At 39.9% G+C, this 21,464-nt stretch carries 25 protein-coding genes and 2 pseudogenes; 4 read left to right on the top strand and 23 right to left on the bottom strand.

The window, feature by feature from the left end; all coding sequences use genetic code 11:
* The first annotated feature begins 79 nt into the window (after positions 1–79).
* Positions 80–991 carry a cell division protein ZapD gene (locus A5N84_RS01010; protein ID WP_233119797.1) on the top strand — a complete coding sequence of 304 codons (912 nt, stop codon included), beginning with the start codon at positions 80–82 and terminating at the stop codon, positions 989–991.
* An 86-nt stretch (positions 992–1,077) separates the two neighbouring features.
* On the opposite strand, the gene mnmE is transcribed toward A5N84_RS01010, so the two are convergent.
* The 13 genes and pseudogenes from mnmE to A5N84_RS00945 all read right to left on the bottom strand — a co-directional run bounded on the left by mnmE (position 1,078) and on the right by A5N84_RS00945 (position 13,071).
* Positions 1,078–2,433, bottom strand: coding sequence for a tRNA uridine-5-carboxymethylaminomethyl(34) synthesis GTPase MnmE (gene mnmE, locus A5N84_RS01005; protein WP_072280933.1), 1,356 nt, complete (start codon positions 2,431–2,433; stop codon positions 1,078–1,080).
* Positions 2,430–4,079, bottom strand: coding sequence for a membrane protein insertase YidC (gene yidC / locus A5N84_RS01000; protein ID WP_072280932.1), 1,650 nt, complete (start codon positions 4,077–4,079; stop codon positions 2,430–2,432). Before yidC ends, mnmE begins: the two co-directional genes overlap by 4 nt.
* Positions 4,076–4,303: a membrane protein insertion efficiency factor YidD gene (gene yidD / locus A5N84_RS00995; protein WP_072280931.1), complete on the bottom strand. Its 228-nt coding sequence runs from the start codon at positions 4,301–4,303 to the stop codon at positions 4,076–4,078. Before yidD ends, yidC begins: the two co-directional genes overlap by 4 nt.
* Complete coding sequence (gene rnpA, locus A5N84_RS00990; protein ID WP_072280930.1) at positions 4,300–4,644, bottom strand: ribonuclease P protein component; 345 nt, start codon at positions 4,642–4,644, stop codon at positions 4,300–4,302. Before rnpA ends, yidD begins: the two co-directional genes overlap by 4 nt.
* Before the next feature lie 12 nt (positions 4,645–4,656).
* Complete coding sequence (gene rpmH / locus A5N84_RS00985) at positions 4,657–4,797, bottom strand: 50S ribosomal protein L34 (RefSeq protein ID WP_072280929.1); 141 nt, start codon at positions 4,795–4,797, stop codon at positions 4,657–4,659.
* 90 nt (positions 4,798–4,887) lie between these two features.
* Positions 4,888–6,323 (bottom strand): annotated as a pseudogene (gene gatB, locus A5N84_RS00980) (Asp-tRNA(Asn)/Glu-tRNA(Gln) amidotransferase subunit GatB).
* An 87-nt stretch (positions 6,324–6,410) separates the two neighbouring features.
* Positions 6,411–8,624 carry a type IV pilus secretin PilQ gene (gene pilQ, locus A5N84_RS00975; RefSeq protein ID WP_072280928.1) on the bottom strand — a complete coding sequence of 738 codons (2,214 nt, stop codon included), beginning with the start codon at positions 8,622–8,624 and terminating at the stop codon, positions 6,411–6,413.
* A gap of 16 nt (positions 8,625–8,640) precedes the next feature.
* Entirely contained in the window at positions 8,641–9,207 is a 567-nt protein-coding gene (locus tag A5N84_RS00970; protein WP_072280927.1) for a pilus assembly protein PilP, read from the bottom strand.
* A 5-nt stretch (positions 9,208–9,212) separates the two neighbouring features.
* Positions 9,213–9,830: a type IV pilus inner membrane component PilO gene (locus A5N84_RS00965; RefSeq protein ID WP_072280926.1), complete on the bottom strand. Its 618-nt coding sequence runs from the start codon at positions 9,828–9,830 to the stop codon at positions 9,213–9,215.
* Positions 9,827–10,441: a PilN domain-containing protein gene (locus A5N84_RS00960; RefSeq protein ID WP_078055499.1), complete on the bottom strand. Its 615-nt coding sequence runs from the start codon at positions 10,439–10,441 to the stop codon at positions 9,827–9,829. Before A5N84_RS00960 ends, A5N84_RS00965 begins: the two co-directional genes overlap by 4 nt.
* Positions 10,441–11,442, bottom strand: coding sequence for a type IV pilus assembly protein PilM (gene pilM / locus A5N84_RS00955; protein WP_072280924.1), 1,002 nt, complete (start codon positions 11,440–11,442; stop codon positions 10,441–10,443). Before pilM ends, A5N84_RS00960 begins: the two co-directional genes overlap by 1 nt.
* Before the next feature lie 32 nt (positions 11,443–11,474).
* The gene (locus A5N84_RS00950; RefSeq protein WP_072280923.1) at positions 11,475–12,746 is read right to left on the bottom strand and encodes a citrate synthase; all 1,272 of its coding nucleotides are present in this window, start codon (positions 12,744–12,746) and stop codon (positions 11,475–11,477) included.
* Between the two features lie 76 nt (positions 12,747–12,822).
* Entirely contained in the window at positions 12,823–13,071 is a 249-nt protein-coding gene (locus tag A5N84_RS00945; protein WP_072280922.1) for a type B 50S ribosomal protein L31, read from the bottom strand.
* A 208-nt stretch (positions 13,072–13,279) separates the two neighbouring features.
* On the opposite strand from A5N84_RS00945, the gene asd reads away from it, so the two are divergent.
* Together asd and rnhA are read left to right on the top strand one after the other, a co-directional pair.
* Positions 13,280–14,122, top strand: a complete 843-nt coding sequence (gene asd / locus A5N84_RS00940; protein WP_072280921.1) for an archaetidylserine decarboxylase — start codon at positions 13,280–13,282, stop codon at positions 14,120–14,122.
* Positions 14,119–14,575 (top strand): annotated as a pseudogene (rnhA, locus tag A5N84_RS00935) (ribonuclease HI). The gene asd and the pseudogene rnhA overlap by 4 nt, the downstream one beginning before the upstream one ends.
* Here the strand turns inward: rnhA and A5N84_RS00930 are convergent.
* On the bottom strand, positions 14,562–15,098 hold the full coding sequence (locus A5N84_RS00930) for a shikimate kinase (RefSeq protein WP_078055512.1): 537 nt from the start codon (positions 15,096–15,098) through the stop codon (positions 14,562–14,564). The pseudogene rnhA and the gene A5N84_RS00930 overlap by 14 nt on opposite strands.
* A gap of 134 nt (positions 15,099–15,232) precedes the next feature.
* Here A5N84_RS00930 and A5N84_RS00925 point away from each other — a divergent pair, with 134 nt between their 5' ends.
* Positions 15,233–15,640, top strand: a complete 408-nt coding sequence (locus tag A5N84_RS00925) for an OsmC family protein (protein WP_072280919.1) — start codon at positions 15,233–15,235, stop codon at positions 15,638–15,640.
* Positions 15,641–15,722: 82 nt separating this feature from the next.
* Here A5N84_RS00925 and A5N84_RS10150 read toward each other — a convergent pair whose 3' ends face one another.
* The 9 genes from A5N84_RS10150 to A5N84_RS11195 form a co-directional block, all read right to left on the bottom strand.
* Positions 15,723–15,881: a hypothetical protein gene (locus A5N84_RS10150; RefSeq protein WP_158008604.1), complete on the bottom strand. Its 159-nt coding sequence runs from the start codon at positions 15,879–15,881 to the stop codon at positions 15,723–15,725.
* 303 nt (positions 15,882–16,184) lie between these two features.
* Positions 16,185–16,664, bottom strand: coding sequence for a colicin immunity domain-containing protein (locus A5N84_RS00920; RefSeq protein WP_072280918.1), 480 nt, complete (start codon positions 16,662–16,664; stop codon positions 16,185–16,187).
* Positions 16,665–16,670: 6 nt separating this feature from the next.
* Positions 16,671–16,826 (bottom strand): colicin D domain-containing protein, encoded by a 156-nt coding sequence (locus tag A5N84_RS09750; RefSeq protein WP_158008603.1) that lies wholly within the window; start codon positions 16,824–16,826, stop codon positions 16,671–16,673.
* 116 nt (positions 16,827–16,942) lie between these two features.
* Entirely contained in the window at positions 16,943–18,085 is a 1,143-nt protein-coding gene (locus A5N84_RS00915; RefSeq protein ID WP_072280917.1) for a 5-methyltetrahydropteroyltriglutamate--homocysteine S-methyltransferase, read from the bottom strand.
* Between the two features lie 98 nt (positions 18,086–18,183).
* Entirely contained in the window at positions 18,184–19,491 is a 1,308-nt protein-coding gene (locus A5N84_RS00910; RefSeq protein WP_072280916.1) for an MFS transporter, read from the bottom strand.
* Between the two features lie 107 nt (positions 19,492–19,598).
* Positions 19,599–20,081, bottom strand: coding sequence for a DUF302 domain-containing protein (locus A5N84_RS00905; RefSeq protein ID WP_072280915.1), 483 nt, complete (start codon positions 20,079–20,081; stop codon positions 19,599–19,601).
* A gap of 282 nt (positions 20,082–20,363) precedes the next feature.
* Entirely contained in the window at positions 20,364–20,654 is a 291-nt protein-coding gene (locus A5N84_RS12335) for a transposase (RefSeq protein WP_072280913.1), read from the bottom strand.
* Positions 20,655–20,706: 52 nt separating this feature from the next.
* The gene (gene purE / locus A5N84_RS00890; protein ID WP_072280912.1) at positions 20,707–21,207 is read right to left on the bottom strand and encodes a 5-(carboxyamino)imidazole ribonucleotide mutase; all 501 of its coding nucleotides are present in this window, start codon (positions 21,205–21,207) and stop codon (positions 20,707–20,709) included.
* Entirely contained in the window at positions 21,207–21,437 is a 231-nt protein-coding gene (locus tag A5N84_RS11195) for a hypothetical protein (RefSeq protein WP_233119827.1), read from the bottom strand. The genes purE and A5N84_RS11195 overlap by 1 nt, the downstream gene beginning before the upstream one ends.
* Positions 21,438–21,464 lie beyond the last annotated feature (27 nt).

The following is a 21,464-nucleotide window of genomic DNA, read 5'->3' as shown; positions in this document are numbered from 1 at the left end:
CATGAATAATTTTAACTGATGCGGTTTCAATCATACCCACAATCAATTTGGTCAAAGTATTTCATATGGCGCTTTTGTGATGTTTTTTACACTAGCGCTATCCTCCAAGACTATAGCAATTTGCAAGGATTTTCGCAATCTACAAAGTCGCAACCAAACCTACATTATCCTTTATAATAGCGCTTTTAAACTAACCATCACACAAGCTTTCATGACCACACAAATTGCCATCTGCACCTACGAACAACCCCTTAATGAGCGTATGCGCTTATTTATGCGCTTAGAATCTATGTTTATACAAATGCGCAATTTCCAAAGTGCCGATGAATATTATTCTATTCAATTATTTTTGGATGCTTTATTTGACGTATTAGATTTTTTACATCGTTATGAAATCCGCTCTGAAATCATCAAAGAACTACAACGCTATCAAGTCTTACTAAAAAAAGAATCCAGTTTTGCCTTCTTACCGCCACAAGAAGCTAAGCAAATGATGGATGAAGTAGAACTTTCTTTAAGTGAATCACTAGAAATCAATCTAAACCCCATTTCAGCTCTGCGTGAAAATGAATTATTCAACAGCTTACGGCAACGCAATTTTAATCAAAGTGGCAATTGCTTATTTGAAGTCCCTGCTTATCAATATTGGTTGATGAAAAACAAATATCAAAAAACACCTTTTCTAAAAAATTGTTTTGAGCTGTTTATTCCAGTGGAGCGCGCAATCAAACTTATTTTAAAACTTGTGCGCACACACTCTGTACATAGCGAAGAATTTACCGAAGACGGAATTTTCATCAAAACCCTAGACAGCGGACAACGTCACCAAATGCTACGCGTTCATCTACCTACAAGCGAAAACATTTTCCCGCGCATAAGCGGCGACCGCCATCGCTTTTCTGTACGTTTTATGGCACAAAACAATCCAGAAATGCGCGCTCAACAAATCAATCATCCCGTCGCCTTTAAATTACAAATTTGTATTCTATAGATAAACTAAGGCACCATACAGCGGTAAATGGCAAACGATCAAAGACAAAACACAACCTACAAAAGTACAAGCAAATATTTCTAAAATTATTTACCAATACAGAATGATGAAAAAATCTCCCCCAATAAATCATCCGCTTTCATTTTCCCCGTAATTTCACCTAAAGCCTCATGCACCAAACGCAAATCCTCTGCCACCAACTCACCCACACGATAACCCACTAACTGCTCCACTGCTTGCTGATAGTGTAGCTGTGCTTTTTTTAGTGCATTCATATGACGTTCGCGCGCAATAAAAGGTGTTTCCTCCCGCACTTGTCGACCTACCTTATCCGCAACATTGCATTTGAAAGCATCAATTTGTTCACCATTTTTAGCGGCAATCCATAACTGTTGTGCAAATTGTTTCTTAAAATCCAAAGAAACCAAATCAGCCTTGTTATAAACCGTCATAACAGGAATCTCAGCAGGAAAGGTTTGTTTCAATGCTTCAATTTCCGCCATTTCCTGCGCATAATCAAGACTAAATTTTGCACCATCAATTAATAACACGATAATATCTGCTTGTTTAATAGCCTGTTGCGTGCGCCGAATCCCTTCCTGCTCTACCAAATCATCACTATCACGCAATCCTGCTGTATCCAAAATGTTTACTGGCATTCCTTCTATCACAATACTTTCTTTGATTACATCTCGCGTTGTGCCCGCTTGTTCAGTAACAATCGCGCGCTCATCGCCAAGCAATGCATTTAACAAACTTGATTTGCCCGCATTAGGCTTACCAATCAATACCAAATTAATGCCATCATTAATTAACCGCCCTTGACCGCTTTGTTCAATTAACCGCTGTAATCGTTCACCCCATAGTTGTAAGCGTGAAGAAATATCACCTTCTGCCAAAAAATCAATCTCTTCCTCGGGAAAATCTAAAGCTGCTTCAATATAGACGCGCAATTGCACTAGGTCTGCAACCAATTCTTGAATAACTTGCGAAAACGCACCTTGTAATGAACGACTGGCGGCCTTAACAGCAGCAGTTGACTGAGCATCAATCAAATCTGCTACCGCTTCGGCCTGTGCCAAGTCCATCTTATCATTTAAAAAAGCGCGCTGACTAAACTCACCAGGCAACGCCATCCGCGCACCTGCAGCCAAGCAAGCCTCCAACAGCAGCTGCGTTACTGCTCGCCCACCATGGCAATGCAACTCCACCACTTCTTCCCCTGTAAAAGAAAATGGCGCTTTGAAATAGAGCATGAGCCCTTGGTCAAATAGCTCACCCTTCTGGTCCACAAAAGCAGTAAATTTAGCCATTCTTGGCGTATCAGTAGGATTTTTCGCAATCTTACCAGCAATTTCTAGCGCATTTTCCCCACTTAAACGCACAATTGCCACCCCTCCCTGACCTGAAGGCGTGGCAATTGCAACAATCGTCTCACTCATACTTTCTTAACTTTAGGTTCGCCATAACGCTTATTCATAATATATTGCTGAACAATTGAAAAAGCATTACTCACCGTCCAATACAATACCAAGCCTGACGGGAACCACATAAACATAAAACCAAAAACAAGTGGTAGTATCATCATCAATTTAGCCTGCATAGGATCTGGCGGAGGAGGATTAAGCTTTTGCTGTATAAACATCAATGCCGCATTGATAATAGGCAAAATAAAATACGGGTCACGCGTTGACAAATCCTGCACCCAACCTATCCAAGAAGCATGACGTAATTCTACTGACTCAACCAATACCCAATAAAATGCGATAAAAAACGGAATCTGCAATAGCATTGGTACGCAACCACTTGCAGGATTTACTTTCTCATCACGATATAACTTCATCATCGCTTGGCTCATTGCTTGGCGGTCTTCACCATAGCGCTCTTTCATACGCGCCATCTCAGGTTGCAATCGACGCATTTTTGCCATTGATTTATATGCCCACGCAGAAGGCGCAAAGAAAATTAATTTAATCAATAGCGTCATTACAATGATAGCCCAACCCCAATTACCAATAAGGTCATAAATAAAGCTCAGCACTTTAAACATGGGTTGTGCAATCATAAACAACACACCATAATCAACCGTTTTATCTAACTTAGGCGCAACTTGGCTTAATCTTTCTTGAACCTTTGGACCAACATAACCTGTTGCAACAAACTCAGCTGAGGCATTAGGAACTACTAATTTTTTCTCACTGGAAACCCCGATAATATGATCACCTTGATTAAAATTAGTATAAAAATTATAGATTCCCTCTGTTTTAGGCACGATCGCGCCTAAAAAATAATGCTGAATCATCGCAACCCAGCCCTCAGAAGTTTGCAAAGAAATAGGCAATTTACGCATTTCTTTCAAATCAATCTTATTATAGGAATCCTCTGCTGTAGACGTCACACCGCCTGTAAAGGTGTATACCTGACCTATTCCACCCCTAGAAACTGGCTCACCAAAAACCAATTGCTGATAGGCAAAACCTTCCCAGTCATCTACACCGTGATTTTGCACTTGCTGAGATAATTCGAAGTCATAAGAATCACGCTTAAAAGTATAAGTTTTAGTTACCACAATCCCTTGATCGTTTTGCCAAGTCAAAGGTACTTCCAAAATATTCTCACCCTGCCCTAATGAAAATTGTTGTTGCGTAGCACTAAATTTAGAATAATGATCTGGCGCTTGGCTATTACTCCCTAAGCCACTTTGTAATAAAAACCGCCCTGGATTATGGGTTTTCAACAAATCCAATGGCGCTTTATTTTGCTTAGTTTGTGAATAATCTAATAACTCTACCCGTTCTATCGTACCACCTTGCAAATTAATCACAATATTCATCACATCTGTATGCACATTTACAAAACTAGTTGTATTTTGTGAGCCTACAGAGTCAACAATATTTGCTGGCAGCGCAGCTAAAGAACTTGCTGGTGCAGGCAAAATAGCTAAAGACTGAGCAGTATTTTCTTGCTGAATGACAGAATTATCAACCTGCTGATAAAATGGCACATTGGCTTCTTGCCATTTTTGCCAAATAATAAAAGCCACCCCAAAAGTCGCAGCATAGAGAAATAGTCTTAAGTTGTTTTTCATAATTCACCAGATGATTTAGGAACGGGATCATACCCACCTTTGTGCCATGGTCCACACTTACTTATTCGCTTTAAAGTCAACCATGACCCTCTTAATGCGCCATGCATTTTAATTGCTTGTTCACCATAGTGTGAACAAGTAGGCTCAAAACGGCATTGCTGTCCAATAAAAGGACTTAAAGTTAGGCGATAAAGTTTAATCAAAGCAATTAATATTGTTTTCATTGACCTATTCTTTCCCAATGCCGTAACAAAGATTTAAATAAAACTCTATTATCAACGTATTGAGCAGAATGCTTTGCTAATACCACTACATCATATGAGTTAGACCACTGATAATAGCGAAAACTTTCTCTAATTAAGCGTTTTACACGATTGCGCTCATGTGCTCGGCGAATATTTTTCTTTGCAACAACCACACCCAAACGCGAGTATTTTTCTGACAAGGAAAAACGCCTCAAAACAGTAAAATAGCTATCGCTACTTTTGCGTTCTGAGGCTGTAAATACATGCGTATAATCTTTACTATTAAGAAGGCGCTGCTCTTTTGAAAATATAAAAGACACGCAGTCTTATCATTAAACGGTTAAACGATGGCGCCCTTTAGCTCGACGACGTTTAAGAACCAAACGACCATTTTTCGTCGCCATGCGTGCGCGAAAACCGTGCGTTCTCTTACGCGATAAATTACTAGGCTGATAAGTTCTTTTAGTTGACATAAATTCTCCCACAGAGCGATACAAAGCGCCGAATTCTACTAATGCATAAAAGGATTGTCAAGGCAAATTGGGAACAACTCTTTTTTGTTTCTAGGATGACAACGCTTTTTTAAGCATTTCATTAACACTTTTTAGGATTTGCTTTACCTTTTGATTTTTTCAGAACCTGCCCAACAAAATAACCCAACATTTTTTTCTTGCCCATTTTTATAAGCCTGTACCTGCTCAGGATTGTCAATAACCACTTCGTTTATCCATTGCTCTAATTGTGCATCATCGTTTATTTGTTGCATACCTTCTTCTTGAATAATGTCATTAACCTCCCTTTGCTCATGCCACATTATTGAAAGTGCCTTTTTTGCATTTGCTGCTGAAATGGTATTCTTTTGTAAAGAATTTAATAATTTAGAAAACTCGGAAGGTGAAATTCTTGTTTGATCAACACCAACCCCTTCATCATTTAATAAGCGCGCAAACTCACCTTGCAACCAATTAGCTGCAAGTTTCGCATCATCAATTTCACCTACAACCTCATCAAAATAATCCGCCAATTGCTTTTCTTGTAGTAAATAGTTAATTGTTTCAGTATCTAAAGCATAATCATGCTCATAGCGTTGCGCACGCTGATTTGGTAATTCTGGCAAAGAATCTTTAAGCATCATTAGCCAATCTGAGTCCAATTCTAAAGGCAACAAATCTGGATCAGGAAAATAACGATAGTCGTTAGCCTCTTCTTTTGTCCGCATTGTTCTTGTTTCTAATAACTGAGAGTCAAACAAACGCGTTTCTTGCTCAATCTTTTTACCTTGAGCCATAAGCTCACTCTGTCGAGCAATTTCAATATTGATAGCTTGCTCAACAAAACGAAATGAATTGATGTTTTTTAACTCCACACGCTCATTAAAATGATTACTCCCTTTTTCGCGAATAGAAACATTAGCATCACAACGAAAAGAACCTTCTTGCATATTGCCATCAGAAATATTTAAATAGCGAACCAAATGATGAATATAACGCATAAATGCCACAGCCTCTTTAGCTGAGCGAATATCTGGCTCTGTAACCAATTCAATCAACGGCACTCCAGCTCTATTTAAATCAATCCCAGTACGATCAGAAAAAGCATCATGCACAGATTTTCCCGCATCTTCTTCTAACTGCCCGCGATTAACTCTAACTACTCGAGTAAAACCAGACATTTCCAATTTAACTTCACCGCCTTGGATAATTGCATCATCGAGCTGCGACAACTGATAGCCTTTTGGTAAGTCTGGATAAAAATAATTTTTGCGCATAAAAACTGCATTCGGATTAATCTGCGCATTAATGGCATAACCAAACAAAACTGCGAACTCCACTGCTTTTTTATTTAAAACCGGCAAAGCTCCAGGAGAACCTAAATCTATTTCATTAATATAAGTATTTGGTGAAGCTCCAAATTTATTCACCGAGCTAGAAAACAATTTACTATTGGTTGCCAATTGTATATGCAACTCTAAACCAATTACTGCTTCATATTTTTTCATAAAATTTTCCTTAAATTAAAGCCCCACTACTGTGAGGCTTTAATAAAATTTACATCAATAATACCTAAAATAGATATTTAAATTCAACTAATCACGTAAATTAGAGAATTTATCATTTTCTGCTAAGCGTTTATCAATAATTCTAGGAGTCACAAATATTAACAACTCACTTTTTTCATAGTTGTTTTGCTTACTCTTAAAAGCATTACCAATCAAAGGTAAATCACCCAACAGAGGAACTTTACTAGTACTCAACCTTTGAGATTGTTGATAAACACCTCCCAAAACAATGGTTTCACCATTATCTACTAGCACCTGAGTTTCTAACTGCTGTTTATTAATAGGATAAGATGGACCTAGTGGAGTTTGATCAGCAACGCCAGGAGAATCATTTGTTATCTCTAACTGCATATCAACCATATCATCAGGTGCTATCCTTGGTGTAACGTCCAACGATAACAGAGCATCTTTATACTCAATTGTTCTACCACCTCCCTCTTGTGCTACCGGCTGTGGTACCTGAGTTCCAGAGGCTATTCTTGCCTGTGTGCCATCCTGAGTGACAATTCTTGGGCTAGAAACTATTTCAACTTGTCCTTCAGTTTGTAAAGCAGAAAGCTCTAAGTCTACTAAAAAGTCAGCTCCCAAAATAGCTAGACCGTAACTTGGACCACCAACTGGCAGATTTACACCCAAACGATCATTTAAGCCAGGAGGCGTAATTCCTGAGTTCCCATTGTTAGTGACGCCTATAACCTGATTGGCTAAATTATCTGCCCCACCTAATGAACCAGTACCAACTAACCCTGTACCATTTCTCCCAATACTAGAAAAACTAGCTCCAAATTTAACACCAAAATCTTTAGCAAAATTATCTTGGGTCAATACTAATCTAGCATCTACCAGAACTTGCCTTACTGGTTCATCTAGCTTAGCCACCAAATCACGTACAGCTTGAATTTTTGCCGGAACATCGCTAACTAACAAGGTATTAGTACGAACATCAACCGTAATTGAGCCTTTTTCAGATAAGATCGAATCTTCTACACCCAAACTATCATCACCCGTCACTCTGCGAGAAGCTTCAATAATAGTTGCCAAGTCTTCCGCTTTTGCATATTTAATTTGTATTAATTGAGTTTGTGCAGGCAAAAGACGTTGCTTTTCTTGATGCCCTTGGAGTTGAGCGATTTCTGACTGCAATAATTCAGATGCAGGGGCTACATAAATAACACCATTATCTTCACGCTTGTCTAAGCCTTTGGTTCTTAAAATAATATCCAAAGCCTGATCCCAAGGAACATTATTCAACCGTAAAGTAATACTACCATTTACACTATCACTAACGACAATATTATTTTTGGTAAATTCTGCGATAATTTGAAGGACTGCCCGCACTTCAATATCTTGGAAATTAAGTGATAGAGGCTCACCTTTATACACTTTGTTTTGCTCTAAACCTGCAATCTTTGCACGTTCACTGCTATCACTAGGGATAATATCTATCGTATAAAGACTGCCATTTTGATAAGTCACGAACTCATAAGGTTCATTATTCATAGCTAAAGTGATTTTAGTGCCTTTTGTCGTTCGTTGAATATCAGCATACTGAACAGGCGTTGCATAATCACTCACATCCAACCGCTTTTGTTCTTCATTAGCAATTTTATAACCAACTATTTCTGCAACAACTCTGTCACCTTCATTACGCACATCAACAACTGTATTTGCGCTAGGCAAATTGAAAGACAAAGCGCCATTTTTATTTTGGTTGCTTCTGAATGTAGGAGATAAAGAATTTTGCGAATTTTCAGGCTGTTTATTTGAAGAAGCCTGTTTGATTTCTGCAACAGGCTGTGCTGAATTAGAATTTACAAGCCCTGAAAAAGCATTGTTGGTACTTATTTGAGAATTTGCTACTGGTTTTACTTTTCCTACACTACTGGACAAAGAGTTAACTCTTAAAATCACATCATGACCATTTAAGGCAACGGTATAAGCAGCAGGCGAGGCCAAATTAACAACAGCTCTAGTTTTATTTTGTCCTTGCAAAACATCAACATCATATATGCCACTTGTATTAATATTAACTTCACGACCTGCAATTGCAGAAGTCGTATCTGCAAAATCTAGAACAATTGTTGCAGGGTTATCAGTATTAAATGCTGTAGGCAATATCCCTACATTTTTAAACACTAATTGATACCCACCTACAGTATTCACGCCATGTTCAATACCTGTTAAATCAGCAGCATGGAGCACACCTGATAACAACATACCACTAGCTAAAATATATTTCATCTCACAAATCCTCAATTTAATTTAACAACAGTTTTAAACTGTTATCATGTTTTTGCCAGCAATCAGGTGCAATTTCATACCGCTCTGTTAAATTCATTACACCTTCTTCAATCTTGTCAATCATACCATGATTTTTTCCCAAATATTCCCCTTTGCCCGCATTTACGACAATAGCTTCTGGAGTTTGTATAAGGGCAACCCGCTTATTATTTTTGTCTAAAATAGTTCCAACCATCTGCAACTGTTCAAGTTCAAAACTTTCAAGAAAATACGGTTCATGCTTAACAGGTGGAGCATCACAATTCATTTCAACAGAAACCCCACCAATCATAGTAGAATTATCTAAAACAAAATCTTTTATAGCAAAAGGATTTATAGACCCTGACTGATAATCATAAGGTTCATAAGGTGAAACTTCAGGCAAAGGTTCAAAATCCAATTCACCCTTAGGTTGCATATTAGCCTGAGTGGTTCTAATAAATGTCGTAACTTCAACCTCTGGATTAACTGCAGCAAATACATGTGAAGTAACACAAATACTCAAACAAGCGATACTTTTTATGAAAAAATGTTTTTTCTTCATCTTGATTAATCTCCACTACCAGCTTCATTTACAAATTTCTGGATGTCAGGAGCATAAATATAAGTTTGCAACTGACTATCAATTTTTAAGTTTTCTGGAGATTCTCCTTCTATTCTTAAAGACATATCTGAAATATTTAAAATTCGTTCTAAACTAGAAATACTTTCTACAAACTTAGAAAAATTGGAATATCCAGTCGTAGTTTCAAGCTGAATTGGCTTAATATTATAGTACTCTCTTACAACATCTGGTTCAGGAGTAAATCTCTCAAAAGTAATATTCTGCTCTACGGCTGCCGCATAAACACTATCAATCAAATCAGGCATCTCAGCTTGAGAAGGCAAAAACTGCAGTAAGTCTTGCAATGTTAGGAGTAATTTCAATGAGCGCTCCTGATAGTGTGGCAAATCGAGCGTATATTGATAGAGCGTTTTATACTCTGTCTGCAATGACGATATTTCAGACTGATTAGCAGCTTGATTATCCAATATAGGAGTTCGAATAAACCTATTGTATAAAAAGGCCATAACCAGACATAATAAAATCCATAACAATATTTTATAAAATAAAGGCCAACCACCCGGATTATTAACATCTAATTGTGATGGTGATACGATTTTCATTGTGCTGTTCCTTCAGTCTTTTGGTTATTAGGTGAATTAGAATCAAAACTCTTAACAGGAATAACTACCTCAAAAGCCTTAACCTCACTATTTTCTCTTACGCTATAAGCTTGGTTTCCTGTCGCAGAAGCAATATCTTGCAACTCTGGCGAACCAAAATAATCAAAATCAGACATAACACGCATGAACTCTGAAATTCCCTTGTCATTTTCAGCAACTCCACTTATAGTCAACTGGTTATCTTCAAAGGTCAGAGCTGTTAAAAATACATTATGTGGCGTTTTGCTAGCAATATAATCTAAAATTAAAACCGCCAACCCTCTTTGCTGTTGCAACTCTTGAATAACGCTAATTTGCTTATTAACTTCGACATTTAATGCTTCTAATCTTTCCACTTCAGATTTTGTTTTATTAAATCGCGCAATGTCTTCTTTCAGCAAGTCAATAGCTACTATCTGCTGTTGCTCTATCCTTTTTTGATACCATCTTTCTGCCACAAATGCAGCGACAGCTAGCAATACTACAATGCTAGTAATTGTCACAAATTGCTTCTTCTGCGCTTCTCTTCGCTGTTCACGCCATGGCTGGAGATTAAATTTATACATTCTCATTATTTATCCCCCTCTATAGACAATCCCATTGCTAGAAAATAATCGCTCGCATCTTCTTCCATAACAGAAGATAAGGATGTGAGCAGTGAAACATTCTGGCTAATATTGCTTTCATTTAAAGCATCAACCAATCCCACCAACTTACATCCGCCACCAGTAAGATATATATTTTCTAACTGTATATCACTTTGACTTGCTGCATCATAAAAATCAATTGCCAAATTTAGCTGCTCAGCAAATGACTGTACAAATGGCGCAAGAACCATTTCATCATACTCATCACCAAAACCATGTGAGAGCTTTCTTGATTCAGCTTGCTCTAAATCAATATCAAACATATCCGAAATAATACTGGTTGCTTGCTGCCCACCAATTTGCTGTTCACGATTAAATACCAGCTCACCTGATTTATATACATAAAATCTTGAACGAGAGAAACCGATATCTACTATCATCACAGGCACATTAGAATCAAAGCCTTCTTTAGGGATTAAAGAATAAAAAACTCTACTTAATGCATAAGCATCAATATCAACATCAGCTGCTTTAAACGATTTTGGCAATCCACTTAATAATGAAGTTTTTGCATCAACAACATCTTTACGAACCGATACAGTCAAATACAACCCTTCATCATTTGGTTTTTCATCAAAATCAAAATAAACCTGACTCACATCGAAAGGTAAAGTACTATTTAACTCTAACTCTATTGCACCTTCTAAAGCATCACTTCTATAATCTTCAGCAAGTTTAATCTTATTCATTATGGCATCCCCTGCATTTACATGCATAACAGGCTTACCAGCACTTGCCTTGGACTTCTTAACAGCAGATGCCACCAACATTGCAATAGATTGTTGATCCCTTTTCTCTCTTAATTCTTCAGGGATTAGTTCATAAGCATATTTTGATACAAGTGGTTTTTTGCCACTTTTCAGCCTGACTACTTTTATTGAGTATTGACCAACATCAACCCCAATCAGTTCTGGTTTTCCAAACATATTTCTTTAACTCCTTTTATAGCAGGACAACCTTATTTAAATTTACGCTGCGCAGAACCCATATAAAGCTGCCGCGGACGTCCAATCCTATAACCATTTGTAATCATTTCATTCCAATGAGCAACCCATCCCGCCGTTCTAGCCACAGCAAACATTACCGTAAACATATTAGTTGGAATTCCTAGAGCGCTATAAATAATGCCGGAATAGAAATCAACATTAGGATATAACTTTCTCTCAATAAAATACTCATCATTTAGCGCAACCTCTTCCAAGCGCATTGCTAATTCCATGCGCGGGTCATTGCCATAATGTTCTAAGATTTCATAACAATATTTTTGAATTATCTTTGCCCGTGGATCATAGTTATGATAAACACGGTGCCCAAATCCCATCAACTTAAAAGGATCATCTTTATCTTTTGCTTTAGCTATGTACTTATCAATATTTTCTTTATGCCCTATCGCATCAAGCATATTTAGAACAGCTTCATTTGCCCCACCATGTGCAGCGCCCCATAAAGCAGCGATTCCAGAAGCAACAGCCGCATAAGGATTAGTGCCAGTACTACCTGCTAGTCTTACAGTGGAAGTAGAGGCGTTTTGTTCATGATCTGCGTGTAAAATAAATAATAAATCTAGTGCTTTTGCAGCCAATGGATCAACTTCATAATCATCGCCAGGGCGTTGAAACATCATTCTTAAGAAGCTTTCGGTATAGCTGTCTTCAGCTTGAGGGTAAAGTTCTGGATAACCAAGGCGGTAGCGATGCGCAGATGCAGCGATAGTAGGCATTTTTGCAAGCAAGCGCATTGCTGTAATATAACGATTTGAGGCGTCTGTAATATCTAATGCATCATGATAAAAAGCAGATAATGAGCCAACCACACCAGTCATCATTGCCATTGGATGCGCATCATAATGAAAGCCTTGGAAAAAATTATGGACACGCGCATTAACCATTCGATAATGCTTAATATCTTTTAAATAAGCTGCACTTTGCGCTTTATCAGGCAATTCTCCGTGATAAAGCAAATAAGCTGTATCTAAAAAACTACTGTGCTCACATAAATCTTCAATACTATAACCCCTGTAGAGCAACTTGCCTTCACCACCGTCAATAAAAGTAATAGCACTTTCACAACTTGAAGTGGCCACAAAACCAGGGTCATGTGAAAACAAATTTAACTTTTTAGGAAGACTTGCTATATCAATAGCAGACTTCCCCAAAACAGGTTTTAAAACAGGCAGTTCAACTTTAGTATCCGATTGACTGTCAATCAAGGTTATGGTGCGCTGGCTCATCGTGTTTCTCCATTATTATATAATCTAATGACGCACCAAATTAACCGATTAGCAATAAAGCGTCAAGATTGGAAACTTAATTCTTTTTTCCATACTTGCGACGGAAACGATCCACGCGACCAGCAGTATCAATAATGCTTTGTTTGCCCGTATAAAAAGGATGAGATTGACTGCTAATATCTACTTTCACTAAAGGGTATTCTTCGCCATCTTCCCATTTGATTGTGTCTTTAGTTTGCACGGTTGAACGAGTCAAAAAGGCGTAGTCGGCACTAATATCTTGAAAAACAACTGGACGATAATCAGGGTGGATATCTTTTTTCATTTTTTACTCCAAAGAGAATGATTAACAAATACAAAGGCGCGCGATAATACCTTTAATTGTTTTACATTGCAAGGTTGGCTCTTCCAACCCCTTAATAATTAATATCTTAAATTATCTAATGATTTAATGAGGCTATCAACAGATTCATGTTTGTTGTTTAAATCCATATGCATGATAAAATTAACCGTTTTCCAAAAAATCAAACCATATGAAATTAGCACTATACAAACTCATTCCACGCAATTTAGTTACACAAGGTATGTATCGTTTAGCGCGGATAACGCATCCTTCTTGGCTAAAAAATATTATTATCAAAATCTATATCCTTATCACAGGAGCAGACACCAGTTTTGCAATAGAAAAAAACCCTTATCATTATAAAAGTCTTAATGATTTTTTCACTCGCGCCTTAGCTGATAAGGCACGTCCTATCAATCCAGATAGTTCTCAACTGACTAGTCCTGTTGATGGCAGGTGTGCTGAATTTGGCGCCATAGAGACCAACAAACTTGTACAAGCTAAAAACATCCTTTATACGCTTGAACAATTACTCGATGATCCAGCACTTGCCCAGCAGTTTTATCATGGGCAAACCGCCACTCTCTATCTTGCCCCAGATGACTATCACCGTATACATATGCCTTGTGATGGTCAATTGCGTAACATGCGCTTTTGCCCAGGGGAAAAACACAGCGTATCTCTATCTCTTTTAGATAAAATTCCTAATATATTTGCTGAAAATGAGCGTGCGGTGTGTGTTTTTGAGACTAATTTTGGATTGATGGCGATGGTATTAGTTGGCGCACTTAACGTCAGTAGCATTGAAACCGTTTGGCACGGTGAGCTACATGATAACGGCGATAATTATTATGACTACAGCAAAGAGCAGCATTTTTTCAAAAAAGGAGCAGAAATTGGTCGTTTCAACTTAGGCTCAACCGTTATCCTTATTTTTGCCAATCCAAAGATTAGCTGGCAGGCTCAAAAACTACAAAGCTCCGATAAAATTCTCATGGGACAGCCCATCGCCACTCTAAACTCTCAAATATGACACAACCAATTCTTGAAATCTTTACAGATGGCGCGTGCAAGGGCAACCCAGGCATTGGGGGTTGGGGCGTTCTTTTGCGTTATGGCGTATATGAGAAAACCTTAAAAGGCGCACAAGCTCATACCACTAACAACCGCATGGAACTGACTGCTGCCATCGAAGCGCTCAAAGCCATCAAAAAACCCTGTGAAATTCACCTAACAACCGACTCTAATTACGTTAAAAACGGTATTAACCAATGGATACACACTTGGAAAAAAAATGGTTGGAAAACCGCGCAAAAAAAAACCTGTCCAAAACCTAGATCTTTGGCAACAACTTGACCAGCTCAACACCAAACACAATGTTCACTGGCACTGGATAAAAGGACACAGCGGACACTCTGGTAACGAAATGGCGGATAATCTTGCCAATCAAGCCATTGAAGCATTCCGCCAATCTAACACACATTAAAACCTCCTGACTGCGCCTTCACCGCCAAGCATAATTTTTTAAGCGTTTGAGCAAAATTATTGGCATCTGTGCTAATCCGAATATCTGCTAATCCCTCATATAACCCCAAACGCTCATCACGCAATTGCATCAATCGCGCCTTTTGGTCTTGTACATTTACTAACGGGCGATTTTTATCCCCTGAAATACGCAACAATTGCCTCCCCACTGATACATCCAAAAAAACTACCAAAAATTGTCTAGAAATCATCCGTCTATTTTCAGCGGATAACACAACCCCACCGCCACACGCCACCACTGCATCTCCTGAACGAGTCAACACCTCCTCCAACATCGCACGCTCACGCAAACGAAATCCCGCCTCCCCCTCGCGTTCAAAAATCGTTGGAATATCCACCCCTGTTCTCATACAAATCTCATAATCTGTATCGACAAAAGCCCAGCCCAAACGCTTAGCCAAACGCTTGCCCAAAGACGTCTTCCCAGCGCCCATAGACCCAATCAATACAACCTTACGACTCATCATCTTATCCAACTCCAAATAATCGCATAATTATAAAGACTGCCCAGAAAAACCGCCATTTATTTGCCCTATAGCCATTGGCAACCTCAAATCCTTCCCCTATAATAGAGCTTTTACAAGCAAAAGGAGTATTTATGAGCAAAATGACCATTGACTATCAAGCACCTTTAAGCACTCATATCACCCACACACAAAGCAACGCCAAAATCCAAACCGACGCCCCTGTAGACAATGGCGGAAACGGAGAAAGTTTCTCACCAACTGACCTACTTGCCAGCGCCTTAGGCAGCTGCGTGCTCACCATCATGGCGCTTAAAGCTCAAAGCCTTAATCTAGATTTAGCCGACGTTCATATTGGCGTAGAAAAAATCATGACCGACAAACCCCGTCGCGTTGCAGAAATCATCGTTAACATCCATTTTTCGCAATCTTATGACGATAAAACCAGAACCTCATTAGAAAAAGCGGCTAAATCTTGTCCAATCGCCCACAGCCTCCATCCCGAGCTAAAACAAACTCTACAATTCCATTATCCAGCATAATTCAACAGATAAGCAGTCCATGCCTATCAAGCACGCATCAACCACACCGACTGACCACCAAACATGGCATTGACTGTATCGGTTATGAGATGGCTTTTGTTATTTTCACATCACTCGTGAATACACTCGTCATGACCATCGGCTTAGCAAGCTTAACCCCAACACACAACAAAAACCCATTATTCAGCACAATACGGCTGGTAGGCTTTAAACCAATGACGGTTTGAAATTGGATTTTCATATTGTTTTTCCCATTTTAATATTGTTTCTCCTATTTTAATGTAGCGATAATTTACGCTGATTGCCACACCAAAATCAGCAAAATAATTGCCAATACAGCACCCCAAAAGCCATATTTATCAATTAACACTTTCATTGTTTCACCAATTGGTTAAAATGTTCCATCAGTCATCAATCCTTATGCCATGGGATTGATAATAAAAAAAGCCTAACGACTGTAATCGCTAGGATTTTTGCTTGGTTTTTAACCCCCAACAAAAAACCCCAATCTTGCGATTAGGGTTTGGGGTGAACTTTTTAAGTTTTATAAAGGCATTTTCATCATTTTATGATACGCATCAGCTTTGCTTTGCCGTAAAGACTCTATCTCTGACTTCGTCAGGTGTTTTACGAGAGTTAATGATGAATTTTGTTTCGGATTCTGTGAGTTTTGAGAAGTCATATCCAAAGGTTTATAGACAGCATTATCAAGCGGTATGTGTTGCTTCTGATAATACTCAGCTATGTTCTTACCTTGATATTGATAAAAAATTTCATAACCTTTTTTAATGCCATTTTCTAAAAAAAGCTTAATCTGGGCTTTTAGTTCGGTTTCATTAATGTCATTTTCATCTCTTAACTCAATCGGATAATAATCATCATTAACCAAAAATATTGTACTATAGACAGCATCATTCTCTATTGCATTACCATTTTTGTGCAATTCAAAATACTTATCCACATACTCTTGTGCTGATATTTCATCTGCAAAAAAGCCATCAATTAATTGTTGAAAGCTATTCATACCAAATTACCGTTCTTCACTATCTTTATTTGATTTTTTGGTATCAATTCCAAAATCAACTGCATGCTTAAATTTTTTATGCAATTGCTTTTGTTCAAATCTCACCTCCCCAACCCCAACCGACCCATCACCAAACAAATGACTGGTATCAGGAACAGCCACACACCGACAGCGAATGGCTTGACCTGGATGACCACCAGCAGGCGGATTGTCCCAAGCAAACCGCCACCATCAAATCAACCACAACCTCGCTTTTTGCTGTTTTTACTTTGGCAGAATCACTCGCCCCAAACTTCATCAGCAATTTTTCTAATCATATCCACCTTCGCCCACTGGGCTTCTTCGGTTAGGATATTGCCCTCTTCTGTGGAGGCAAATCCGCACTGTGGCGATAGGCACAGTTGGTTGATGTCCACGTACTGCGTGGCCTCACGGATGCGAGCGATGATGTCGTCTTTGTTTTCAAGGTCGCCTGTTTTTGAAGTTACCAAGCCTAGCACGACTTGTTGGTCTTTGATGTGGGCAAGTGGGGCAAAGTCGCCCGCTCGTTCGCTGTCATATTCTAAGAAAAAGCCGTCCACTCGGCATGTGCCAAACACCACTTTGGCAATCGGAGCATAGCCACCTTCTGAGAACCACGTTGAGCGGAAATTACCACGGCAGATGTGCATGGTGATTTGCATGTCGGCAGGTTTGGCATCCACAATGCGGTTTAGCATGGCGACATAGTCCACCGCCAATTTGTCAAAATCAATACCACGCTCGGCAAATTCTGCCTTTTTGTCTAACGCACAAAATTGCCCCCAGCTGGTATCGTCCAGTTGTAAGTTACGCAGCCCCATGTCATAAAACTTATACATGGTCTTGACATAAGCGGCCACAATGTCATCGTACAGATGGTTTTCATCTTGATACAGCTCAATGGGCTTATAGTTGACATCACGCACGCACGCCACAAGATGTAGCATGGACGGAGACGGAATGGTGAATTTGGTTGGGGTGTCGCCAGCACAGTCTTTTAGGATTTGGTAGGCTTTGATAAAAGGGTGGTCGTCTGAAAAATCAATCTTATCCACGATTTTGACGCTATGGCTTTTTGGCTTGGCATTTTTAAATTGCACCGAAAAATTCTCGGTTTCCACCCATTCCACACCGTCCAATTCCGCCATAAAGTCCAAATGCCACCACACACGGCTAAACTCACCGTCCGTTACAGCGTGCAAGCCGTTTTCTTTTTGTTTGGCGACCAGTTTGCCAATCTCATCTTTTAGAATAACATCATACTCATCTTGACTTAGCTCGCCAGCATTTAGCTTGGCTTTGGCATTCATTAGTGTGTCGGTACGCAAAAACGAGCCGACCACATCATTGCGATAAGGGGCGACATTGCGAGGTTTGGCGTTTGGAAAAAGTTGGCTCATGGCTTACTCTCTTTTGCTTGGTTAAAACTGTGGTTAAAAGTCATTAAAAAAGGTTAAATGCTTGTTTGGGTTGTGATTTATTTTTAAAATCCCAAAAATCAACGTTCATTTGGCTTTAAAAAATATAACGCCACCAGTGCCAATAAAATAAAACCACTCGCCCCAAGATACAAATCATCTTTGCCAATACCCACATCCAACAGTTTCCCTGCCAGCATGGGCGAGACGATAGAACCAATACGCCCCACGCCGATTGCCGTGCCAACCCCTGTGCTTCTAAATTCTGGGGCATACAGCGTGGGATTTATGGTATAAAGTCCTGTGATACAGCCATTGACAAGGCTGCCGACCAAAATGGCAAAGACAAGGGCGAGCGTCAAAGTGGGACTAAACACAAAGCCGATAATGGCAAGGGACGACAGTACGACAAACGCCATGAGTGTGGATTTTGGGGTAAATTTACTCACCAAAAAACCAAAGATGAGCGAGCCTATCGTACCGCCAATGCTGATTGCCATGCCAACCTTTTGGCTTTGTTCTTTGGCAAGTCCTGATGATTCTAACAGAGCAGGTGTCCATGAACTGATAAAATAAAAGGACGACATCACAGCAATGAACGCAGCCCAAATGAGCAACGTGGTCTTTAATTGACCTTTGGCAAAGAGCTGGCTGATGGGTGCTTTGGCTTTGGCAGATTGATTTTGGGTGGGCAGTTGCCAGTTGCCTTGTTTGCCGATTTTGTGGGCGATTTTGGTGAGTTTGGTTTGGGCGTTGGCAGGTTGTTTTTGGTTTAAGAAATCCACCGATTCGGGCAATAGGCTAACGAGTGCCACCAGTGCCAGCCCTGTCAATACCGCCCCTGTCATAAATACCGAACGAAAGCCAAATTCATCTTGGAGCATGACCGCTGACAGCCCGCCAAGCATCGCCCCAATACCAAAACCACAAGCATAAATGGCAATGGCAAGCCCACGCCATTTTTGGTTGGCGTATTCGCTCACGATGACGTTGGTACATGGCAAAATGCCGCCCACGCCAATTCCTGTTATCACGCGCCAAAAGCCGATAGTCTCCACACTGTGCGAAAAATACGTCATAAACATGCCCAGTGCCGATAGGGCGGTTGCTATGATAAGTAGTGGACGTCTGCCAAATTTGTCCGCCAAAGGGGCAAGTCCCATAGAGCCGATTGCCATGCCAATAAAACCTGCACTCATGAGCGTACCGATTTGCACCCCTGTTAGCCCAAGCTCGCTCTGAATGCTTTTGGCGGTAAAGGCAATCGCCAGCACGTCAAAGCCGTCTAACATATTTAAAAGAACGGCCAAGGCAACGATGAGCCACTGATAGGCACTCATGGGTGTGTGGCTGATGGCGTGGGCTAGGTTGGTTTGATGCGTCGTCATGGTGTGGTCATCTGGTGGGTGATTATTTAATGGTCATACTAACTAAATGTCATAAACCCAAGGGTTATTTGTCATTTTACTTATAACTAAAAGTTATTAAAACATCACTATTGGGTTACGGTTTTTTCAATCAATTTTTCAGCATTGGCAAGCGTGTCTTTGACATCATCAAAGTCAATCTGACTGCCTGCTATCAGTGCGTGAGTGTCTTCAAAGCTGACCCAAACCTGACCATCTGTTTCGGTAACCAGCACTTTAAGGGGTAATTTTAACGCAAAATGAGGGTCTTTTTTCATCAATGGCGTGCCTGCTTTTGGTGTACCAAAAACGATGACTTTGGCAGGCTGCATGTCCAAATCCACTTTTTGGGCAGCGTGCTGGTGGTCAATGGTGGCGAAGATGGTCATGTTTTTATCTTTAAAAGCAGACTGCAAGCGACTGACGGTGTCATTAAAATCATAACGGCTGGCGATGGTTTTGGTGGTGTGTGTTGTGTTCATGGCGTGATGCTCCATGGTTTGGGTGGGCATGGTTTTAGCAGAGCTGGGTTGCGATGCCAGATGGCTGCCACAAGCGTTCAATGCCATCATGCAGTCAACGACATTACCATGGGCAAAGCAAACCGCTTGGTTTTTTTAAGTGAGTGTTTCACTGAGTGTACTGTCATAAATCATCTCTCTAGGTTTAATTAAAATATTTTTAATGACTTTCTTATTATCCACAAAAAGCATTGGGCAACTCTCCCAATACTTTTTTAATGTTGCTTTCAATTTTAATGTTGCTTTCAATGTCGCCAATGTTATTATGTCAGTCATCACATTGTCGATTATCTAAACACCATTATCTAAATACTATCAAGTAATCCAACAAAATTAAATAATTACATTATTAAACTGTTTAAAGTTCAAGTTTAACGTTGAACCGATATTAGCAAAAACACGATTTACACCGTAACGCAGTGAATCGAAATCGACATAATCACACGGTCTAAGCCAGCCTTGTTTTACCTCTTTCCATAAACGCTCAATAACATTAAGCTGTGGACTGTAAGGCGGTAAATAAAAGATAAACAAACCACGCTGTTGCCAAATCTTTAACCGCTTTTGAATCACCTTGGCAGTATGGACTCTGGCATTATCTAATACAAGTTGCTTATAACCCATAAAAAATGGTATCCATTAATTGTGATGCCATTTTTAAAAATACATTGCGACTTTAAAAATCACAACGATATTTTCCCTTCAAACCCTGTGCTTTATCTAACACCTTTTCACACATCTCCTGCTGATAATCCATCATCTTTTTTTGCAAAACCGCATCATTTGCCGCCAAAATGCGTACTGCTAATAATCCTGCATTTTTCGCACCATCTAGCGCCACAGTTGCCACAGGCACACCTGCAGGCATTTGCAAAATAGACAATATCGAATCCCAGCCTTCAATTGAATTACTAGATAAAATTGGCACACCAATAACTGGCAATGGCGTTAATGCAGCCAACATTCCGGGCAAATGCGCCGCACCGCCAGCCCCAGCAATGATTACCTGCAATCCTCGCCTATGCGCCTGACGCCCATAATCTAGCAAACGCTCAGGCGTACGATGCGCTGAAACCACTGTTAATTCATACGCCAGAGCAAACCCCTCACACACCTCCGCCGCCTGCGCCATCACCGCCAAATCACTATCTGACCCCATCACAATCCCAACTCGCATTACACCGCCTCCCTTGCTTGCACACTCAAAAAAGGTCGCACCTGAGAAATCTTCTCCCACAGCGCCACCTCATCTTCTGCCAAAATCGTTACATGCCCCATCTTACGTCCCGCGCGCGTTTGCGCCTTCCCATACCAATGCACAAACACCTCTTCAATGGCCAATAACTCTGACAAATACGGCAAATACGCCTCCCCTGAATGCCCCGCATCGCCTACTAAATTTAGCATTACCGCAGGGGAAAATTGACGCACACT

Origin of the sequence: Rappaport israeli, assembly GCF_001888055.1 — a bacterium.
GTDB classification, from domain to species: domain Bacteria; phylum Pseudomonadota; class Gammaproteobacteria; order Cardiobacteriales; family Cardiobacteriaceae; genus Rappaport; species Rappaport israeli.
The sequence above is the reverse complement of the archived record's forward strand: the minus strand, read 5'-3'. Positions and strand labels throughout refer to the sequence as shown.